17 protein-coding genes and 3 tRNA genes are annotated in these 15,419 nt (G+C 56.9%); 16 read left to right on the plus strand and 4 right to left on the minus strand.

Features of this window, described 5'->3' with window-relative positions; all coding sequences use genetic code 11:
- Positions 1 to 207: 207 nt before the first annotated feature.
- Positions 208 to 1,062 (minus strand): AraC family transcriptional regulator, encoded by an 855-nt coding sequence (locus ACJ8QI_RS05035; protein ID WP_060419604.1) that lies wholly within the window; start codon positions 1,060 to 1,062, stop codon positions 208 to 210.
- Positions 1,063 to 1,451: 389 nt separating this feature from the next.
- Between ACJ8QI_RS05035 and ACJ8QI_RS05040 the strand changes: the two genes are divergently transcribed.
- The 4 genes from ACJ8QI_RS05040 to ACJ8QI_RS05055 are packed head-to-tail and all read left to right on the plus strand — an operon-like array spanning position 1,452 to position 5,041.
- Positions 1,452 to 2,399: a 4-hydroxyproline epimerase gene (locus ACJ8QI_RS05040; RefSeq protein ID WP_060419601.1), complete on the plus strand. Its 948-nt coding sequence runs from the start codon at positions 1,452 to 1,454 to the stop codon at positions 2,397 to 2,399.
- Positions 2,399 to 3,523 (plus strand): NAD(P)/FAD-dependent oxidoreductase, encoded by a 1,125-nt coding sequence (locus ACJ8QI_RS05045; RefSeq protein ID WP_060440233.1) that lies wholly within the window; start codon positions 2,399 to 2,401, stop codon positions 3,521 to 3,523. The genes ACJ8QI_RS05040 and ACJ8QI_RS05045 overlap by 1 nt, the downstream gene beginning before the upstream one ends.
- Positions 3,520 to 3,780 carry a (2Fe-2S)-binding protein gene (locus ACJ8QI_RS05050; RefSeq protein WP_084826452.1) on the plus strand — a complete coding sequence of 87 codons (261 nt, stop codon included), beginning with the start codon at positions 3,520 to 3,522 and terminating at the stop codon, positions 3,778 to 3,780. Before ACJ8QI_RS05045 ends, ACJ8QI_RS05050 begins: the two co-directional genes overlap by 4 nt.
- A complete protein-coding gene (locus ACJ8QI_RS05055) occupies positions 3,773 to 5,041 on the plus strand; it encodes an FAD-dependent oxidoreductase (RefSeq protein WP_442532162.1) in 1,269 nt (422 codons plus the stop codon). Before ACJ8QI_RS05050 ends, ACJ8QI_RS05055 begins: the two co-directional genes overlap by 8 nt.
- A 47-nt stretch (positions 5,042 to 5,088) precedes the next feature.
- Here ACJ8QI_RS05055 and ACJ8QI_RS05060 read toward each other — a convergent pair whose 3' ends face one another.
- Entirely contained in the window at positions 5,089 to 5,448 is a 360-nt protein-coding gene (locus tag ACJ8QI_RS05060) for a hypothetical protein (protein WP_004927961.1), read from the minus strand.
- A 541-nt stretch (positions 5,449 to 5,989) separates the two neighbouring features.
- Here ACJ8QI_RS05060 and ACJ8QI_RS05065 point away from each other — a divergent pair.
- Together ACJ8QI_RS05065 and ACJ8QI_RS05070 are read left to right on the plus strand one after the other, a co-directional pair.
- The gene (locus ACJ8QI_RS05065) at positions 5,990 to 6,304 is read left to right on the plus strand and encodes a hypothetical protein (RefSeq protein WP_060419594.1); all 315 of its coding nucleotides are present in this window, start codon (positions 5,990 to 5,992) and stop codon (positions 6,302 to 6,304) included.
- Positions 6,305 to 6,474: 170 nt separating this feature from the next.
- A complete protein-coding gene (locus ACJ8QI_RS05070; protein WP_038875373.1) occupies positions 6,475 to 6,906 on the plus strand; it encodes a hypothetical protein in 432 nt (143 codons plus the stop codon).
- A 19-nt stretch (positions 6,907 to 6,925) separates the two neighbouring features.
- On the opposite strand, the gene ACJ8QI_RS05075 is transcribed toward ACJ8QI_RS05070, so the two are convergent.
- On the minus strand, positions 6,926 to 7,267 hold the full coding sequence (locus tag ACJ8QI_RS05075) for a GlpM family protein (protein WP_038875376.1): 342 nt from the start codon (positions 7,265 to 7,267) through the stop codon (positions 6,926 to 6,928).
- Between the two features lie 120 nt (positions 7,268 to 7,387).
- Positions 7,388 to 7,612 carry a DUF2594 family protein gene (locus ACJ8QI_RS05080; protein ID WP_004927950.1) on the minus strand — a complete coding sequence of 75 codons (225 nt, stop codon included), beginning with the start codon at positions 7,610 to 7,612 and terminating at the stop codon, positions 7,388 to 7,390.
- A 704-nt stretch (positions 7,613 to 8,316) separates the two neighbouring features.
- Here ACJ8QI_RS05080 and uvrY point away from each other — a divergent pair.
- The 10 genes from uvrY to ACJ8QI_RS05130 all read left to right on the plus strand — a co-directional run bounded on the left by uvrY (position 8,317) and on the right by ACJ8QI_RS05130 (position 15,248).
- A complete protein-coding gene (gene uvrY, locus ACJ8QI_RS05085) occupies positions 8,317 to 8,973 on the plus strand; it encodes a UvrY/SirA/GacA family response regulator transcription factor (protein ID WP_004927947.1) in 657 nt (218 codons plus the stop codon).
- Entirely contained in the window at positions 8,966 to 10,798 is a 1,833-nt protein-coding gene (gene uvrC, locus ACJ8QI_RS05090) for an excinuclease ABC subunit UvrC (RefSeq protein WP_072271027.1), read from the plus strand. The genes uvrY and uvrC overlap by 8 nt, the downstream gene beginning before the upstream one ends.
- A gap of 58 nt (positions 10,799 to 10,856) precedes the next feature.
- Positions 10,857 to 11,405, plus strand: coding sequence for a CDP-diacylglycerol--glycerol-3-phosphate 3-phosphatidyltransferase (gene pgsA, locus ACJ8QI_RS05095; RefSeq protein WP_033642639.1), 549 nt, complete (start codon positions 10,857 to 10,859; stop codon positions 11,403 to 11,405).
- A 144-nt stretch (positions 11,406 to 11,549) separates the two neighbouring features.
- A tRNA-Gly gene (locus tag ACJ8QI_RS05100) sits at positions 11,550 to 11,625 on the plus strand.
- A 314-nt stretch (positions 11,626 to 11,939) separates the two neighbouring features.
- Entirely contained in the window at positions 11,940 to 12,710 is a 771-nt protein-coding gene (locus tag ACJ8QI_RS05105; protein WP_060419592.1) for a hypothetical protein, read from the plus strand.
- A gap of 159 nt (positions 12,711 to 12,869) precedes the next feature.
- Positions 12,870 to 13,745, plus strand: a complete 876-nt coding sequence (locus tag ACJ8QI_RS05110) for an alpha/beta hydrolase family protein (RefSeq protein WP_442532163.1) — start codon at positions 12,870 to 12,872, stop codon at positions 13,743 to 13,745.
- A gap of 97 nt (positions 13,746 to 13,842) precedes the next feature.
- Positions 13,843 to 14,088 (plus strand): TfoX/Sxy family protein, encoded by a 246-nt coding sequence (locus ACJ8QI_RS05115; protein WP_442532164.1) that lies wholly within the window; start codon positions 13,843 to 13,845, stop codon positions 14,086 to 14,088.
- A 176-nt stretch (positions 14,089 to 14,264) separates the two neighbouring features.
- Positions 14,265 to 14,717 (plus strand): hypothetical protein, encoded by a 453-nt coding sequence (locus ACJ8QI_RS05120; protein ID WP_442532165.1) that lies wholly within the window; start codon positions 14,265 to 14,267, stop codon positions 14,715 to 14,717.
- A 361-nt stretch (positions 14,718 to 15,078) separates the two neighbouring features.
- Positions 15,079 to 15,152: transfer RNA gene (locus ACJ8QI_RS05125), tRNA-Cys, on the plus strand.
- A 10-nt stretch (positions 15,153 to 15,162) separates the two neighbouring features.
- Positions 15,163 to 15,248: transfer RNA gene (locus ACJ8QI_RS05130), tRNA-Leu, on the plus strand.
- The last annotated feature ends 171 nt before the right edge of the window (positions 15,249 to 15,419 follow it).

Raw genomic sequence — 15,419 nt, forward strand, 5'->3', positions numbered from 1 at the left:
TGTTTGTCCTGTCGTCCGAAAGTGTTAATGAAAAGTGAATCTTTGGTAAGGCTCACCGACAGATTGACCGGTATTGCGCGGAGAGGCTTGACGCTTTTCGCCGATTGCCGCGACGAAATTGGCACAATGGCGCCGAATAGCGGGCGTGAAAAAACCGGGCGCCGGTGCACCGTGAAAAGAGGGGGGTTAACCAGATAAATCAGCGCATTAAGCGGAAAGCGTCAGGCGGAAATCGCGCGGCGTAGAGCCGGTCATCGCTTTGAATTGACGGCTGAAGGCGCTGTGATCGGTGTAGCCGCACAGCAGCGCGATGTCGGTGATCGGCAGATCGCCGGCCAGCAGTTCCGTGGCCTTTTCTAACCGTACTTTGTGGATCATCTGGCGCGGGGTGAGGTGGAAGATACGTTTGCAGTAGCGTTCGATCTGCGCCACCGACAAGCCGGTCAGCGCCGTTAGCTCCTCAAGCGCGATCGGCCGTGCGTAGTGGCGGCGGATGTGCACGTCGATCGCCGCCAGCCGTTGGTAGGCCGGGTGATGGGCCCTGGCCTCCTGCAGATCGTGAGAAATACCCGCCATACCGATGATTTTTCCCTGCGCGTCGTACAGCGCCAGCTTTTGCGTCAGGCACCAGCCGGTTTCGCGGCCGTTGTACAGGTGCATTTCCAACTGATCCTGGATCAGCACGCCGTGGCGCAATACCCGCAGATCCTGCTCGGTGTAGCCGGATCCGAGCTGGGCGGGAAAAACGTCGGCGGAGGTCTTGCCCAGCAACGGCGTAACAGTTTTGAAACCGCAGCGCCTGGCCAGCGTCAGGTTGGCCAGCAGGTAGCGGGCCTGGGCGTCTTTGATAAAGAACACCACGTTAGGGATCGCGTTCAGCAGCGGCGCGATCAGCGCCAGCGTATTCAGCAGATCGCGCAGGTTGTTCGGGCGCTGCTGCGCCAGGCCGTCGCACAGGCGCGACAGATGTTCAACGGCGAAAACGTCCTCTTGCTCCGGCAGCCCCACGAGCGAAGGCGGAGAGAGAGAAACCGGAGGCTGATAGTCTGAAGTGAATCGCATAGCTGTCCCTTTTCGGTCGTTAGCCGGAAAAACAGGCGGCTCGGGTTGATGTCTTCGCATCAATATTAACTTTTCTTTAACGAATCAAGCGCTATTTCCGGCCGCCTGCCAAATATGCGGATTGCCGCATACTTTTGCCGCGCGGTGCGTGGCGGTTGCTTGAAAACTGCGGCGCTTCTCGCCACGGGGAGGTTTAGCATGAAATTAAGACTATGATAAATAAGTTATTGTTATGGTTTTCGTTAAGGGCGCGCCCGTGACGCGTCAGGCCTGACTTTTGTCACTGTGCTGATTTCTTCATTTGCCGCGCCGAAACGCATCAAGCCGTAATGGCCACATTCGTTCAGGCTAACGCCATTGGTAACATCTCATTAACCCAGGAGACGCCGATGGCACTTTCTGCGCATATCACCGCTTTGCGGGCGATCGATTCTCATACCGGCGGAGAGCCGACCCGCCTGATCGTGGAAGGCTTTCCCGATCTTGGCGAGGGCAGCATGGCGGAACGGCGGGCGCGTTTCGCGCAACATTATGACGATTGGCGCTGTGCGGTGATGCTCGAGCCGCGCGGTAACGACGTGTTGGTGGGGGCGTTGCTGTGCCGCCCCTGTTCGCCACAGGCCACCGCCGGCGTGATCTTCTTTAACAACAGCGGCTACCTGGGCATGTGCGGGCACGGCACCATCGGGCTGATCGCTTCGCTGGCGCACCTGGGGCGCATCCACGCCGGGCGTCACCTGATAGAGACCCCGGTCGGCCCGGTAAACGCCACGCTGCACGAGGACGGCAGCGTCACGGTGGAGAACGTGGCGGCTTATCGTTACCGCCGCCAGGTGCGGCTTGAGGTGGCGGGTTACGGGCCGGTGACGGGTGACATCGCCTGGGGCGGCAACTGGTTCTTCCTGATCGGCGAGTCGCCGTTGCCCATCGATAAACAAAATCTGGAGGCGTTGACCGCGTTCACCTGGGCGGTGCGGCAGACGTTGGAGCAGGCGGGTATCTGCGGTGAAGACGGCGGAGCGATAGACCATATCGAACTGTTCGGTGACGATCCGCAGGCCGACAGCCGCAGCTTCGTGCTGTGCCCTGGAAAAGCCTACGATCGCTCCCCGTGCGGCACCGGCACCAGTGCCAAACTGGCGTGTCTGGCGGCGGACGGCAAGCTGCCGCCGGACACGCAGTGGCGGCAGGCCAGCGTGATCGGCAGCGAATTTCAGGCCTACTATCGCCGGAATGGCGATCGCATTACCCCCTTTATTCGCGGGCAAGCCTATGTGTGCGCCGATAGCCAACTGCTGCTCGACGAACGCGATCCCTTTGTCTGGGGAATACGCTGATGGGCGTCGGGCGGAAAGCCGATGTCATCGTGATCGGCGCCGGCATCATCGGTGCCGCCTGCGCCTGGTGGCTGGCGCGGGAAGGGTATCGCGTCTCGGTGGTGGACGATCGCCGCGCCGGCGCTACGGCCGCCGGCATGGGGCATCTGGTGTGCATGGACGACAACCCGGCCGAGCTGGCGTTGAGCGCTTATTCGCTGCGGTTATGGCGTGAAGTGACGGGGCGCATGCCGCAAGCGTGTGCCTGGCGCGGCTGCGGAACGCTATGGCTGGCGGATAAAGCGGATGAAATGGCCATCGCCGAGCAAAAGCGGGCGCGGCTAGCGGAGCAGGGCGTAGCCGCTGAATTGCTGACGGCGGAGCAGATCGCCGCCATGGAGCCGATGCTGCGGCACGGCCTGGCCGGTGGGCTGCGGGTGCCGGGCGACGGCATTCTGTATGCGCCGCTCGCGGCTCGCTGGCTATTGGCCGACGGTGGCGCGGCGATCGACGTGGTGCATGGCGAAGCAGCCGCGCTGGAAGAGGGGGCTGTGCGGCTGGCGGACGGCAGGCGCCTGGCTGCGCCGACGGTGGTCCTGGCCTGCGGCCTTAGGGCCAATAGCCTATTGCCGCAGACTTTGCTGCACGCCAAGAAGGGCCATCTGGCGATCACCGATCGCTATCCGCCGCGGGTGCGGCATCAGTTGGTGGAGTTGGGATACGGTGCCAGCGCGCATGCCAGCGGCGGCACATCGGTGGCATTCAATGTGCAGGCACGGCCCACCGGGCAATGGCTGATCGGTTCTTCCCGCCAGTTCGATGCCGTCGATTCGGCGTTGGACATGCCAGTGCTGGCGGCGATGCTCACGCGTGCGCAGCATTTCTTGCCCGCGCTGGCGCAGATGAACATCATTCGCTGCTGGACCGGGCTGCGCGCCGCCTCTGTCGACGGGCTGCCGCTGCTGGGCGTGCATCCGCGGCATTCCTGGCTGTGGCTGGCGTTGGGGCACGAGGGATTGGGCGTCACGACTGCCCTCGGCAGCGCCGCGCTGATTACTGCTCAGATCGGCCGGCAAACGCCGGAGATTGACGATACCCCGTATTTGGCGGCACGGGCGTTTGCTGCCGAGGAGCTGCCGGTATGAATGAAGGACAAAACACGCTTACGTTGAGCATCGATGGCGATCCCTGCCGGGTGCCGGTTGGCATTAGCGTTGCTGCGGCACTCAGCCTGTGTGGCGACGATCGTTGTCGGTTGTCTATTTCTCACCAACCGCGCCCCCCCTTTTGCGGCATGGGCGTTTGCCAGGAGTGCCGGGTGACCATTAATGGTCTGCGTCGTCTGGCGTGCCAGACGCTGTGCCAAGCCGGTATGCGCATTGAGAGGAGCGATGATGAGTAACTTCGACTGTGAGGTGCTGATCGTCGGTGCCGGGCCGGCCGGCATGGCGGCGGCGCTGGCCGCAGCGGAAAGTGGTGGCCAGGTGCGAATGATTGATGATAATCCGCATCCCGGCGGGCAAATCTGGCGCGATGGGCCGCAGGTGGCTTTGCCTGAAACGGCGAACCGCTATCGGCAGGCGGTGGCGACGATGGAAAATATTGCGCTGCAGTCCGGCTGCAAGCTGGTGGCGCAGTGTGGCGCTAACCGATTGGCCTATGAAGATGCCGAAGGCTGCGGCGTGATTCGCTATCAGAAGCTGATTTTATGCAATGGCGCGCGTGAACTGTTGTTGCCGTTTCCCGGCTGGACGCGGCCGGGGGTGACCGGCGCCGGTGGTCTACAGGCGCAAATCAAGCAGGGGCTGGCGATCCGTGGTGAGCGAGTGGCGATCGCCGGCAGTGGTCCGCTGTTGCTGGCGGTGGCGAACAGCGTGAAACAGGCCGGCGGCGAGGTAGTGCTGGTGGCGGAACAGGCGCCGCTTTGGCGGTTGGCGGCGTTCGCCGGCGGGCTGTGGCGCTGGCCGGCCAAACTGCGTCAGGCGTTTTCCCTGATGCCGCGTCGTTACCTTGCCGGCAGCCGGGTACTGGCGGCGTTGGGGCAGGAACGTTTAACCTCGGTGCACGTCAATAACGGCGGGCGGGAGAGAACGATCGCCTGCGACAGGTTGGCCTGCGGTTTTGGCCTGGTGGCGAATATTGAGTTGGCGATGCTGCTGGGGTGTCGGATAGAACACGACGCCGTAGCGGTGGATCATTGGCAGCAAACCAGCCTGGCGCATATTTTTGCTGCCGGGGAGTGTACCGGCATCGGCGGCAGTGAATTGGCACTCACTGAAGGCGCTATCGCCGGTTATGCTGCCACTGGGCAGCGGGAAAAGGCAGAGCGCCTGGCGGCGCAGCGGCGGCAGTGGCGACGTTTCGCCACGGCGGTGGCAAGCACCTTTGCACTTGATGATCGCTTGAATTCGCTGGCCAAACCGCAAACGATACTGTGTCGCTGCGAAGACGTCATGCTGGAACAAATTAGCCATCAGCCAGATTGGAACACGGCCAAGTTGAGCAGCCGTTGTGGCATGGGGGCTTGCCAGGGCAAAGTCTGTGCGACGGCGGCGAGGCAGCTTTTGGGCTGGCCTTTACCGCCACCGCGTGTGCCTTTAACGCCGGTCAGAGCGGAAACGCTGGTTGCTCTGGGAGGGCATTGCAGCGACGATGCCAATTGATGGCGCATCGCTGCGGTGACGTTTCAGTCCAATCCTACGTCGCTGCATCACCATTGCGGCCAATAGTAGGTTTTCTCACGCCAGCCTTTGCCGTACATACAGGCTTCGATGGTGGCGTCTCGGGCGGACTGATTGCGATCGGTCTGCACTGTTTTAATCGACGGTTCCTTGTCATAGCGGTATCCCGATGGGCAGTCTTTCTTGTTCTTCTCGCAAGGAATGTATTTGTTTTCGTAGCTGAACTCCACGTCCCGCACCACGTCCGGGGGGAAGCGATCATAGCCGCGGCTACGGCATTCGGCATATTCGGCATTCCGGGTACTCTCAACCGCGCCGGGCCTTTCCCATTGTGTGCAGGCGGTCAACATCAATAACGGCAAAACAATCAAACAACGGCAATTCTTCATGGTGTCCCTAATTCTTTCTCTATCCTGGGGCTCGCCGCCTAGGAATGTTCCTAACTGGCGAGGTGAGAAAGTGTAATAAACTGACGGAACAATTGGAAATGATAATGGTTATTGTTTAGGTATGATTGAGGTAGCGCCGCGTCGCGAGAGGATGTGGCGAATTGAGGGAGGCCGGCAGGGATCGCGATCTCACGACGAGAGGGCGACGTGACGCTGGTTTTATCCATTCTCTTTTTTGCCGCAATATACCGATCGCCATTGCATCATTTTGAGAAGGGAAACAATATGCATGCTAAGTATTTTCTTATCCTATTTTAATGTCATTTTTATTTAGGATATTTACCCATACCTAAGATTTAATTCCCGGTATTAATACCTTATTTTTTTATTTCTGTTTTTTTATTGTGGTTTTATTTTCAGATTTCATCCATGAAAGGCTTTTTAGTTACAGGGAATTCATTTGCATTTTAAATTTGGATTTTTTAAATTCAGCTCAGATGAAGGATAACCGTTAGCGACAGAGTCAAAAAAGGAGTTTATTTTGTCTGGGATAAAGAAAACGCCTGAAAGTCATGACGGTTTACCTTCATCATCAGAGGATTATGATACGTTTAAGCACCTCTCTGATGTTGGCACCGTGTTGGGATATGGGCGAACTCGCTTTTATCAGTGGTGCCGCGGGCGTGGATTTCTAACCCCGATGAATGTGCCTTCACATGAAATGATCAGCCTGGGATATATGGTGGCGGTGTTATCAGAGACCGGCCATACCCGGGTTTACGTCACGCCGGATGGTTTCAGTTACGTCAGCGGTGCGTTTGCGGCAGATATCCAACGTGGCATGGTCAAGTTTTAAATTTGCAAGAATCGCCTTTATTTCAAGAGCTTTAATGCAGAATCTTCTTATTCCTGCGGGGTGGTGGGGGCGTGGGAAGTTGTCCGATTTTTTCGCCTCTGCGACATGAATGCTACTGGAGGCAGCTATTCTCTTGTTACGATAAGCATTATTTTCTTCAGGAGCCAAGGATGAAGCATTACGCAGCGTTGTTATTTGCCTCTGCACTGTTAACGGGATGTGCGACTCAAGCCATACCGCCGCAACAGGCTCAGTTACCGCCCCCGAGCCGTCTGATGCTCTATCAGAATATCCCGGATACGCCTTACGCCACGGTGGTGGTGGTTCGCGACAGCGGAATGCTGGCAGGCAGCTGCCGCACCGGCGTCTATGTGAATGGGGAGTTTGCCGCTTCGCTGGAGGCGAAAGAAAAAGCAGAGTTTCGCGTGCCGCCAGGCAATATCTCGGTCAGTATCGGGCAAGATATGATCGAGAATCACCTGTGCATTTGGCGTGATACCGGAGGCAGTATACCGATGACGCTGCGCGCCGGTGAAAGCCGCTATCTGCGCATCGCCGGTGACCGGCAGCGCGGTTTCGTTTTGCAGGCGGGGCGACCGTAACCCCGCCTGGGCAAGGGCGTTAACGTCCTTGCCACCATCCCCATAGCGTAATTAATAGCCACGCCGCCGCAATCCAGCACAGCACCGCCGCCCCCAGGGCCAACGACAGCCGCAGGCTGTTAATCAGGAAATACAGAGAAATCAAATACACCAGATAGGGCAGCACTGCCCACATGCCGAAAATCAGCGTCGTTTTCAGCGCCGCAATGGAACGCTCGTTGCCGACAATGTAGTGCGCAATCAGGGCGAAAGTGGGGAAAAGCGGAACTAAACCGGCGATATAATAGTTGCGCGTTTTGGCCAGCAGGCCGATCAGAACCACGACCAGTGCGCCGATCAGCGCTTTGACAAGGATGCCCATAATGGTCTCGGGTGTGGGAGAAAGCCAACACACTGCCCGAAAGCACGTGCAAGATCAATGGGGTGTGGCGTAACGCGGGAAAAGCAGACCCGCATGAAGCGCGGGCCTGAGACGCAACGCTTACTGACGGTAAGCGTGCTTGATTTGCTGAATGCTGTTCTTGAAGATTTCCGCTTGGGTGGGATCTTCAATCTGGGCGATAAAACGTTCCATGTTGATGATAACTTTCCCGGCGTCGGCCTGGCCGATCGACTTCAGGATCAGCGTCAGCGTGGCTTTGAGGCAGGCAACCTCGGTCGCCAAGATCTCCGGGTTTGCAGACGTAGTGAAATCAACGTTGCTCATTTTCTCTCCTGATTTTTTGAGGCCGTAGCCTGATACAAGCTGCTTTGGCGCACCGCGCGCGGGCTAAACGTTGCCCCATGCGCGGCGGCGAATTTAACTGGGCGCGGAGTATAGCATAGCATGCGTCCATCATCTGCACCGGGCTTGCTCCACTCACGCCGGTGGGCAGCGCCCGTTCACCGCCAGCCTGAATCATCCATTATCGGTAAGTTATTTCGGGGCGGTTAACAAGTATTTGTCCGGCACGTTATTGTTGAACCATTGGGGTTATTATAATTATTTGAGGCGGCTGGCACCGATTTTGCCGATGTTCGCCGGGAATAATAGTTCTGCACGCCGGGTGTTCGGCCGGCGATGGCGGTGGTTTTTGCTACGTCTTTAAATATCAAATGATTACAAACGGCCAACCGCCGTGCTAATATTATTCATGTCGTGATTGCTTACACAGATTTCCCCCTCGCTGCATGATTATCGCGCTATCCTGTGTCTGACGCGGCGCAACGAAATTATTTTCGTCGCCCGATCTTTTCCGACGTGACGATTTATTGGCGGCATAGATGGCTAAAATTGAAAAATCAGCTCTGCTCCGCAAAGTTATTCGGAAGTATGTATTAATCTGTGTTCATTCTTGTCTGAAAAACAAGTAATATCTCTGGCGAAAACAGAGGCTGATTGCGTTACTCCCTTTTTTTGGAGATTTTTCCTTGATTAGCGTTCTTCTTGTTGATGACCACGAACTGGTGCGCGCAGGGATACGACGCATTCTTGAAGATATCAAAGGTATAAAAGTTGTCGGTGAGGCCCAGTGCGGTGAAGACGCCGTAAAATGGTGCCGTGGCAACGCTGTCGATATCGTGCTGATGGACATGAATATGCCGGGCATTGGCGGGCTGGAAGCCACGCGCAAGATTGTGCGTTATGCACCCGACGTCAAAGTCATCATGTTGACTATCCATACTGAAAACCCGCTGCCCGCGAAGGTGATGCAGGCGGGGGCCGCCGGTTACCTGAGCAAGGGCGCCGCGCCGCAGGAAGTGATTAACGCCTTGCGCTCCGTGCATGCGGGGCAGCGCTATATCGCGTCTGATATCGCCCAGCAGATGGCCCTGAGTCAGCTGGAGCCCCAGGCCGAAACGCCGTTCAGCTGCCTGTCTGAACGCGAGTTGCAGATCATGCTGATGATCACCAAAGGCAAAAAAGTGAATGAGATCTCGGAGCAGTTGAGTCTCAGCCCGAAAACGGTGAACAGTTACCGTTACCGCATGTTCAGCAAACTGAATATCAGCGGCGACGTCGAACTGACTCACCTGGCCATCCGACATGGATTGTTCAATGCGGAGACGTTGTTAAGCAGTGAATGACCGTTTTGATGCCAAAGCCTTCCTGAGTACCGTCACCAGCCAGCCCGGCGTCTACCGTATGTACGACGCCACGGGCACGGTGATCTACGTCGGTAAAGCCAAAGACCTGAAAAAACGTCTCGCCAGCTATTTTCGGCAGCAGGTCAGCAGCCGTAAAACCGAGACGCTGGTTAAAAATATCGCGCAAATAGACGTAACGGTTACCCACACCGAAACGGAAGCGCTGTTGTTGGAACATAACTACATTAAATTGTACCAACCGCGATATAATGTTCTTTTGCGCGACGATAAATCTTATCCGCTGATTTTTCTCAGCGCGGATACCCATCCCCGTTTGGCGGTGCACCGCGGCGCCAAACACGCCAAGGGCGAATATTTCGGGCCTTTTCCCAACTCTTACGCCGTGCGTGAAACGCTGGCGCTGCTGCAGAAGCTGTTCCCGATCCGCCAGTGCGAAAACAGCGTGTATCGTAATCGCTCGCGCCCGTGCCTGCAGTATCAGATCGGCCGCTGCCTGGGCCCTTGTGTCGCCGGCCTGGTGAGTGAAGAAGAGTACCGGCAGCAGGTGGACTACGTGCGGCTGTTCCTTTCGGGCAAAGATCAGCAGGTGTTGCATCAGCTGATTGCGCGCATGGAAGCAGCCAGCAAACTGCTCAATTTCGAAGAGGCGGCGCGCATTCGCGATCAAATTCAGGCCGTGCGCCGCGTTACCGAACGGCAGTTCGTGTCGGGCGACAGCGACGATCTGGACGTGATCGGCGTGGCGTTCGACGCCGGTATGGCGTGCCTGCATGTGTTGTTCATCCGTCAGGGCAAGGTGCTGGGGAGCCGCAGCTATTTCCCTAAAGTGCCGGGCGGCACGGATATGAGCGAAGTGGTGCAGACCTTTGTCGGCCAGTTCTACCTGCAAGGCAGCCAGGCGCGTACGTTGCCCGGCGAGATCCTGTTGGATTTCAGCCTGCCGGAAAAAGACCTGCTTGCGGAGTCGCTCTCCGAGCTGGCGGGACGCAAGATTCAAATTCAAAGCAAACCGCGCGGTGACCGCGCCCGTTATCTGAAGCTGGCGCGTACCAACGCGGCAACGGCGTTGACCACCAAGCTTTCGCAACAGTCGACGATCCATCAGCGGCTGGCGGAGCTGGCCAAGGTGCTGAACCTGACGGAAATCAACCGTATGGAGTGCTTCGATATCAGCCACACCATGGGGGAACAAACCGTGGCTTCGTGCGTGGTGTTCGACGGTAACGGCCCGGTGCGCGCGGAGTATCGGCGCTACAATATCAGCGGCATCACCCCCGGCGATGACTACGCGGCGATGACGCAGGTGCTGAAGCGCCGTTATGGTAAGGCGCTGGAAGAGAAAAAGATCCCGGATGTCATCTTCATCGACGGCGGCAAAGGGCAGCTCGGCATGGCGATCGACGTGTTCAAATCGCTGAACGTTACCTGGGACAAGAACAAGCCGCTGCTGATTGGCATCGCCAAAGGCGCCGATCGCAAGGCCGGGTTAGAAACGCTGTTCTTCGTGCCGGAAGGCGAGGGGATTTCGCTGCCGCCGGATTCGCCGGCGCTGCATGTGATCCAACACATCCGCGATGATTCGCACAATCATGCGATTACCGGCCACCGGCAGAGAAGGGCGAAAGTCAGAAATACCAGCGCACTGGAGCTGATTGAAGGCGTAGGGCCGAAACGGCGCCAGGTGCTGTTGAAGTATATGGGCGGACTGCAACCTTTGTTGAACGCCAGCGTGGAGGAAATTGCAAAAGTGCCGGGTATTTCACAAGCATTGGCAGAAAAGATCTACAATGCATTGAAACACTGAGGGCAATGTAGCAACATACTCTTAATTTCCACTCTAGCCAGATAGTTACCGTAGCATTATGCAATTGAATATACCGACTTGGCTTACCCTGTTTCGCGTAGTTCTGATCCCATTCTTTGTGCTGGCGTTTTATCTGCCGTTCAGCTGGGCTCCGATGGTTTGCGCCGTTATCTTTGTGTTTGCCGCCGTCACCGACTGGTTTGACGGCTTCCTGGCACGCCGCTGGAAACAAACGACGCGCTTCGGGGCGTTTTTGGATCCGGTTGCGGACAAAGTGATGGTGGCGGTGGCGCTGGTGCTGGTGGCGGAGCACTACCACAGTTGGTGGATCACGCTGCCGGCGGCCACCATGATCGCCCGTGAAATCATCATTTCGTCGCTGCGAGAGTGGATGGCGGAAATTGGCAAACGCAGCAGCGTGGCGGTGTCCTGGATCGGCAAAGTGAAAACCATGGCGCAGATGATGTCGCTGGTGGGCTTGCTGTGGCGGCCGGACCGCTCCGTAGAGTATGTGGCGATCGGTTTGCTGTATATCGCGGCGGTGCTGACTTTCTGGTCGATGTTCCAATATTTGAATGCCGCGCGCAACGATCTGCTGGAACCGTGATCGATGCGCTGCAAAAATCGGCAAACGATCGTGATGAGCCAACAATTTTATTGACTCATCACGTCAGGTAAGTAGAATGCATCGCATCAGACGACAACGATGAATTGCCGAAAGATAGCAAAGAAATCAGTCAGTTCTGGCAATGCGGGAATAGCTCAGTTGGTAGAGCGCAACCTTGCCAAGGTTGAGGTCGCGAGTTCGAGCCTCGTTTCCCGCTCCAAACATTAACCTGCTGAATCCCCGTGATTCGGCAGGTAAGCGAAAGGGGCCTCGGCCCCTTTTTAGTTTTCTATTCCCTCTCGCTTTCTGTACCTCACCCCTCTTTAATCAGCGGCTATGTTTCTGGCCGTCGATTCGATATACCGAAGCAACAGAATCGCGCTTTCTTCTTACATGATGTACTTTTTCTCTCCTGACAAATAGTCTGGATATCTAAGCGACCGATCAGGCATTGTCACCACCCGGCGATGATGAACAAGCGACTGCAGGAAGGGATATTTCCGTAAGTCTGATAACAAGGAGGTGGCTGTGGGTATGCACCGCATTTTGTGGATCGTCATGGTAACGATAGGGTGGTCTTGGTCAGCGGAATCGACAGCCGGCGACACCGTCGCGTTCACCGTTGAAACTTACGCGCTGCATTATCCGTATGCGAGCCCGACAGATAATCAAGCCGCGCTGGCCGCGATGATTCAGGGCTCGGGAGTGACCGGGCATTATTGGAAGCAGAGCAGGCGCTTAAAGCTTACGCGCTGCATGACCGGCGTGACGTGTTACCCCTCACCGCATTTTGCGGATGACATAATAGACCATACGGTGACCGTGCGGCCGCAAATTATACCTGGCCCGTCGGAACAGCAGCCGACGCGCCTTACTTTCAATCTCCCTGTCAGCCACCGTGGTGCGTTGCTGGATGGGGTCACTTTGGTGCTGCCTCTGAAACCTGTGTGGCGCCAGCCCAGTGTGCAACAGGCGTTGCAGCGCGCAGAGGTTGCCTTACCTGAGTATGCAAAAAACCGGCATGCTTTGAGCATGGGGGCTTCGGTGTCTGTCAATCTCGCGCTGCCGAAAACGCCGGGGGAATTTGGGCCCACGCTGAACTATTGTGCGGAGATCCCGAACCCGTTGAGCTGGAGCCACTCCGGGGTGCTTTCGATGAGGGTCCTCGTTCAGCAGGCGTCACGCACAAATAGGCCATGGCCGTTTATCGAAAACCCCTGGACTTCGGCCAATCATGGAACGGGGGAGAGCTGCGCAACCTGGCGGCCTGAGGTGGAGAATAGCTACCTGTGGCATAACGAGTAACAAGGCGCCGTTGGACGCTCGTTTTCTTTCTGTGGCCAAAGCCGTTCCGATGAGGCAGATACGCGATCGCGGTCTCCCGCAAGCGCTCGCCTGCTGGATGCCGCCGTTGAACGATGCAAGAATGAGCGGCAGAATTTTGGCTAGGCCGGGAGGATCGCCATGCAGGAAGAAAATAAGACGGCGCACGACGCCATCCGCTTTACCGCTGCGGACGGCTATGTGTTGGGCGGCAGCTATTTTCCTGCATTGGGCGGTAGCAATACGCCGGTGCTGATTTGCCCCGCCACAGGCGTTAAACAAGGGTTCTACTATGCCTTTGCACAGTGGCTGAGCGAGCAGGGGCATCCGGTGATGGTGTTCGATTATCGGGGCGTGGGTGTTTCACTGGCGGAAGCGCATGTCCGGTACTCCAAAGCCCGTAAACAGGACTGGGGAGAGCGTGATATGCCGGCGGCGCTGAACTGGCTGCTGGCGAAAACGGCTGCGCAACAGGCGCATGTGATCGGGCACAGCGCCGGCGCTCAGCTGGCGGGGTTGATGCCGAACCACCATGCCGTGCGCAGCCTGACGGCGGTTTCCGCTTCTTCCGGCTATATCGGTAATATCCGTTGGCCGTTCAGGGCGATGGCTATGGGCTTGATGTGGGGCTATATTCCGCTCTCGGTACGGCTGCTCGGCTATGGGCCGGCAAAGTGGCTGGGGTGGGGAGAGGATTTACCCGCCGGCGTCGCCCGGCAATGGGCCGCTTGGTGCCGGCGGCCGGGCTACGTGGAAAATGCCTTTGGTACGGAAATTCAACGTCATTACTATGCCGCGTTCCAGGCACCGATCGCTGTGGTTGCCGCCGCCGATGACGTGCTGGTAACGCCGCGCAGTATCGCTGACTGGCTGCGGCTGTTGCCTAACGCGCGACATGCCGTCCACTTGCTGCAGCCGGCGGAGGTTGATGGTCAGGCGATCGGGCATATCAACATGTTCAGGCGCAGCCGCGCTGCGCTTTGGCCGCGGCTAATTGCTGGGATATCGGCAAAGTGAAGTGGTCTGTCTGCATGATGAAAGAGCGTTTATGGTGAGGAGCTGAAATAGGCCCAGCCTGATACGGATGGACTGCGAATACGAAGAAGGGAGCCCGATGGTTTCAAAACTGAGTACGGTAGAGTTTATCATCGGCAATATCTCTGCGTCGGGTAAGCTTTCGGCGAAGAAGATGTTCGGTGAGTATGGTATTTATTGCGCTGAGAAAATGGTGGCGCTTGTCTGCGATGATCGGTTGTTTGTTAAACCGACGCAGGGCGGCAAAGCGTTTCTGAACGAATATTCAGAAGCGCCGCCTTATCCGGGTGCAAAGCCTTGTTTTGTGATTCCGGAAGAGAAGTGAGGCGATAGCGCCTGGCTTTCCCAATTAATCGCGCTGACTTATGCTCAGCTGCCTGCGGCGAAGGAAAAGGTCTCGAAGAAACCCACTTAAGCCTATGGATTGGGGCGCCCGCCGGGTAGGGGCCTCATTATTGCAATCCTGCTGGTATCATTAAGGAAGCGGGAACGGGAGGGAGTATGAAGTCTGGCGCTATACGGCATCTGGTCAGGAGACTGGCAGGATGCATATTGTTCTTCGGGCTGGTCGCCCCGCCGTTGGGGGGCATGCTGATGCTGCTGCTGATGACGTTTGGTATCAGTGGCTATGTGGATCCCGGGTACTTTAACGTCGGCGATGTGCTGGGAATGCTGGTGTTCATTGGGGCTTTTTCCTATGCGCTCGGTTTTCTGCCGGCATGTTTGGTGGGGGCTATCGTCGGAATCGCTCATCCCGGCATTCGCCGATTGCGGTGGTTTCTGCTGTTATGCGCGGTGCTATCCGCCGTTGCTCCTGGTTTGCTGAATACCGATCAGCGTATTTTTGGTGCGATCGCGGTTTTGCCGGGCACTATCGCTGGGTTTTTATGGTGGCGCCGGAGGTTGCGCGATGCCCCCCATGAGGATGTTATGCACGGTACCCCATCACCATAAGCAAATGAAAAGCCGGAGAGGGCGCGGGTAAGCGGTTCCTGCCGAGAAAAAAGAACCGATTTGCCCGTGAATTCCTGAGCCGATGCATATAAAATCAACATTCCGCTTGCCTTTGCGTCGGCATTGTGAACAGTGCGCCCACAAAATAAGCAGTTGAAAGCGTTAGAGAACTTTTTGCTATTTCGGGGGGTTGCCAAGGTGGGGGGTTTAGTCCATAATGCAGTCCATCGATTCGGCGGTAACGAAATAAATTACTTAAGAATCAGATGATTAGGATAAGCGATTTCAACATCGCCAACCAAAAGAACAAAACGAAGTGGGTGAATCACCGGCTTTGGCCTGAAAAGGCAAACAGAATAAAGGCGCGTTAACAAAGCGGTTATGTAGCGGATTGCAAATCCGTCCAGTCCGGTTCGACTCCGGAACGCGCCTCCAACTTTCCCGAGCCCGGGTGGTGAAATCGGTAGACACAAGGGATTTAAAATCCCTCGGCTTATGGCTGTGCGGGTTCAAGTCCCGCCCCGGGTACCAGGGAACGAAAATACCGAATAATCAAAGCAATAAGTAGTAATGTCGTAGACCGCCGAGAGGCGGTTTTTTTGTGCCTGAAATTCGTATTGCACCTGCACTTTTTCCTTTCTTGTTATCCCCTACACCCTTGGATTGTCAGCCTGCCTGCACGGAGCCCCGCAGGGCTCCGAA

The organism is Serratia sp. CY84636 (assembly GCF_052166245.1).
GTDB classification, from domain to species: Bacteria; Pseudomonadota; Gammaproteobacteria; order Enterobacterales; family Enterobacteriaceae; genus Serratia; species Serratia nevei.

Coding starts and splice junctions, on each gene's coding strand:
- ACJ8QI_RS05035 (WP_060419604.1), bottom strand. CDS start 1,062: ATGCGATTCACTTCAGACTATCAGCCTCCGGTTTCTCTCTCTCCGCCT.
- ACJ8QI_RS05040 (WP_060419601.1), top strand. CDS start 1,452: ATGGCACTTTCTGCGCATATCACCGCTTTGCGGGCGATCGATTCTCAT.
- ACJ8QI_RS05045 (WP_060440233.1), top strand. CDS start 2,399: ATGGGCGTCGGGCGGAAAGCCGATGTCATCGTGATCGGCGCCGGCATC.
- ACJ8QI_RS05050 (WP_084826452.1), top strand. CDS start 3,520: ATGAATGAAGGACAAAACACGCTTACGTTGAGCATCGATGGCGATCCC.
- ACJ8QI_RS05055 (WP_442532162.1), top strand. CDS start 3,773: ATGAGTAACTTCGACTGTGAGGTGCTGATCGTCGGTGCCGGGCCGGCC.
- ACJ8QI_RS05060 (WP_004927961.1), bottom strand. CDS start 5,448: ATGAAGAATTGCCGTTGTTTGATTGTTTTGCCGTTATTGATGTTGACC.
- ACJ8QI_RS05070 (WP_038875373.1), top strand. CDS start 6,475: ATGAAGCATTACGCAGCGTTGTTATTTGCCTCTGCACTGTTAACGGGA.
- ACJ8QI_RS05075 (WP_038875376.1), bottom strand. CDS start 7,267: ATGGGCATCCTTGTCAAAGCGCTGATCGGCGCACTGGTCGTGGTTCTG.
- ACJ8QI_RS05080 (WP_004927950.1), bottom strand. CDS start 7,612: ATGAGCAACGTTGATTTCACTACGTCTGCAAACCCGGAGATCTTGGCG.
- pgsA (WP_033642639.1), top strand. CDS start 10,857: ATGCAATTGAATATACCGACTTGGCTTACCCTGTTTCGCGTAGTTCTG.
- ACJ8QI_RS05105 (WP_060419592.1), top strand. CDS start 11,940: ATGCACCGCATTTTGTGGATCGTCATGGTAACGATAGGGTGGTCTTGG.
- ACJ8QI_RS05110 (WP_442532163.1), top strand. CDS start 12,870: ATGCAGGAAGAAAATAAGACGGCGCACGACGCCATCCGCTTTACCGCT.
- ACJ8QI_RS05115 (WP_442532164.1), top strand. CDS start 13,843: ATGGTTTCAAAACTGAGTACGGTAGAGTTTATCATCGGCAATATCTCT.
- ACJ8QI_RS05120 (WP_442532165.1), top strand. CDS start 14,265: ATGAAGTCTGGCGCTATACGGCATCTGGTCAGGAGACTGGCAGGATGC.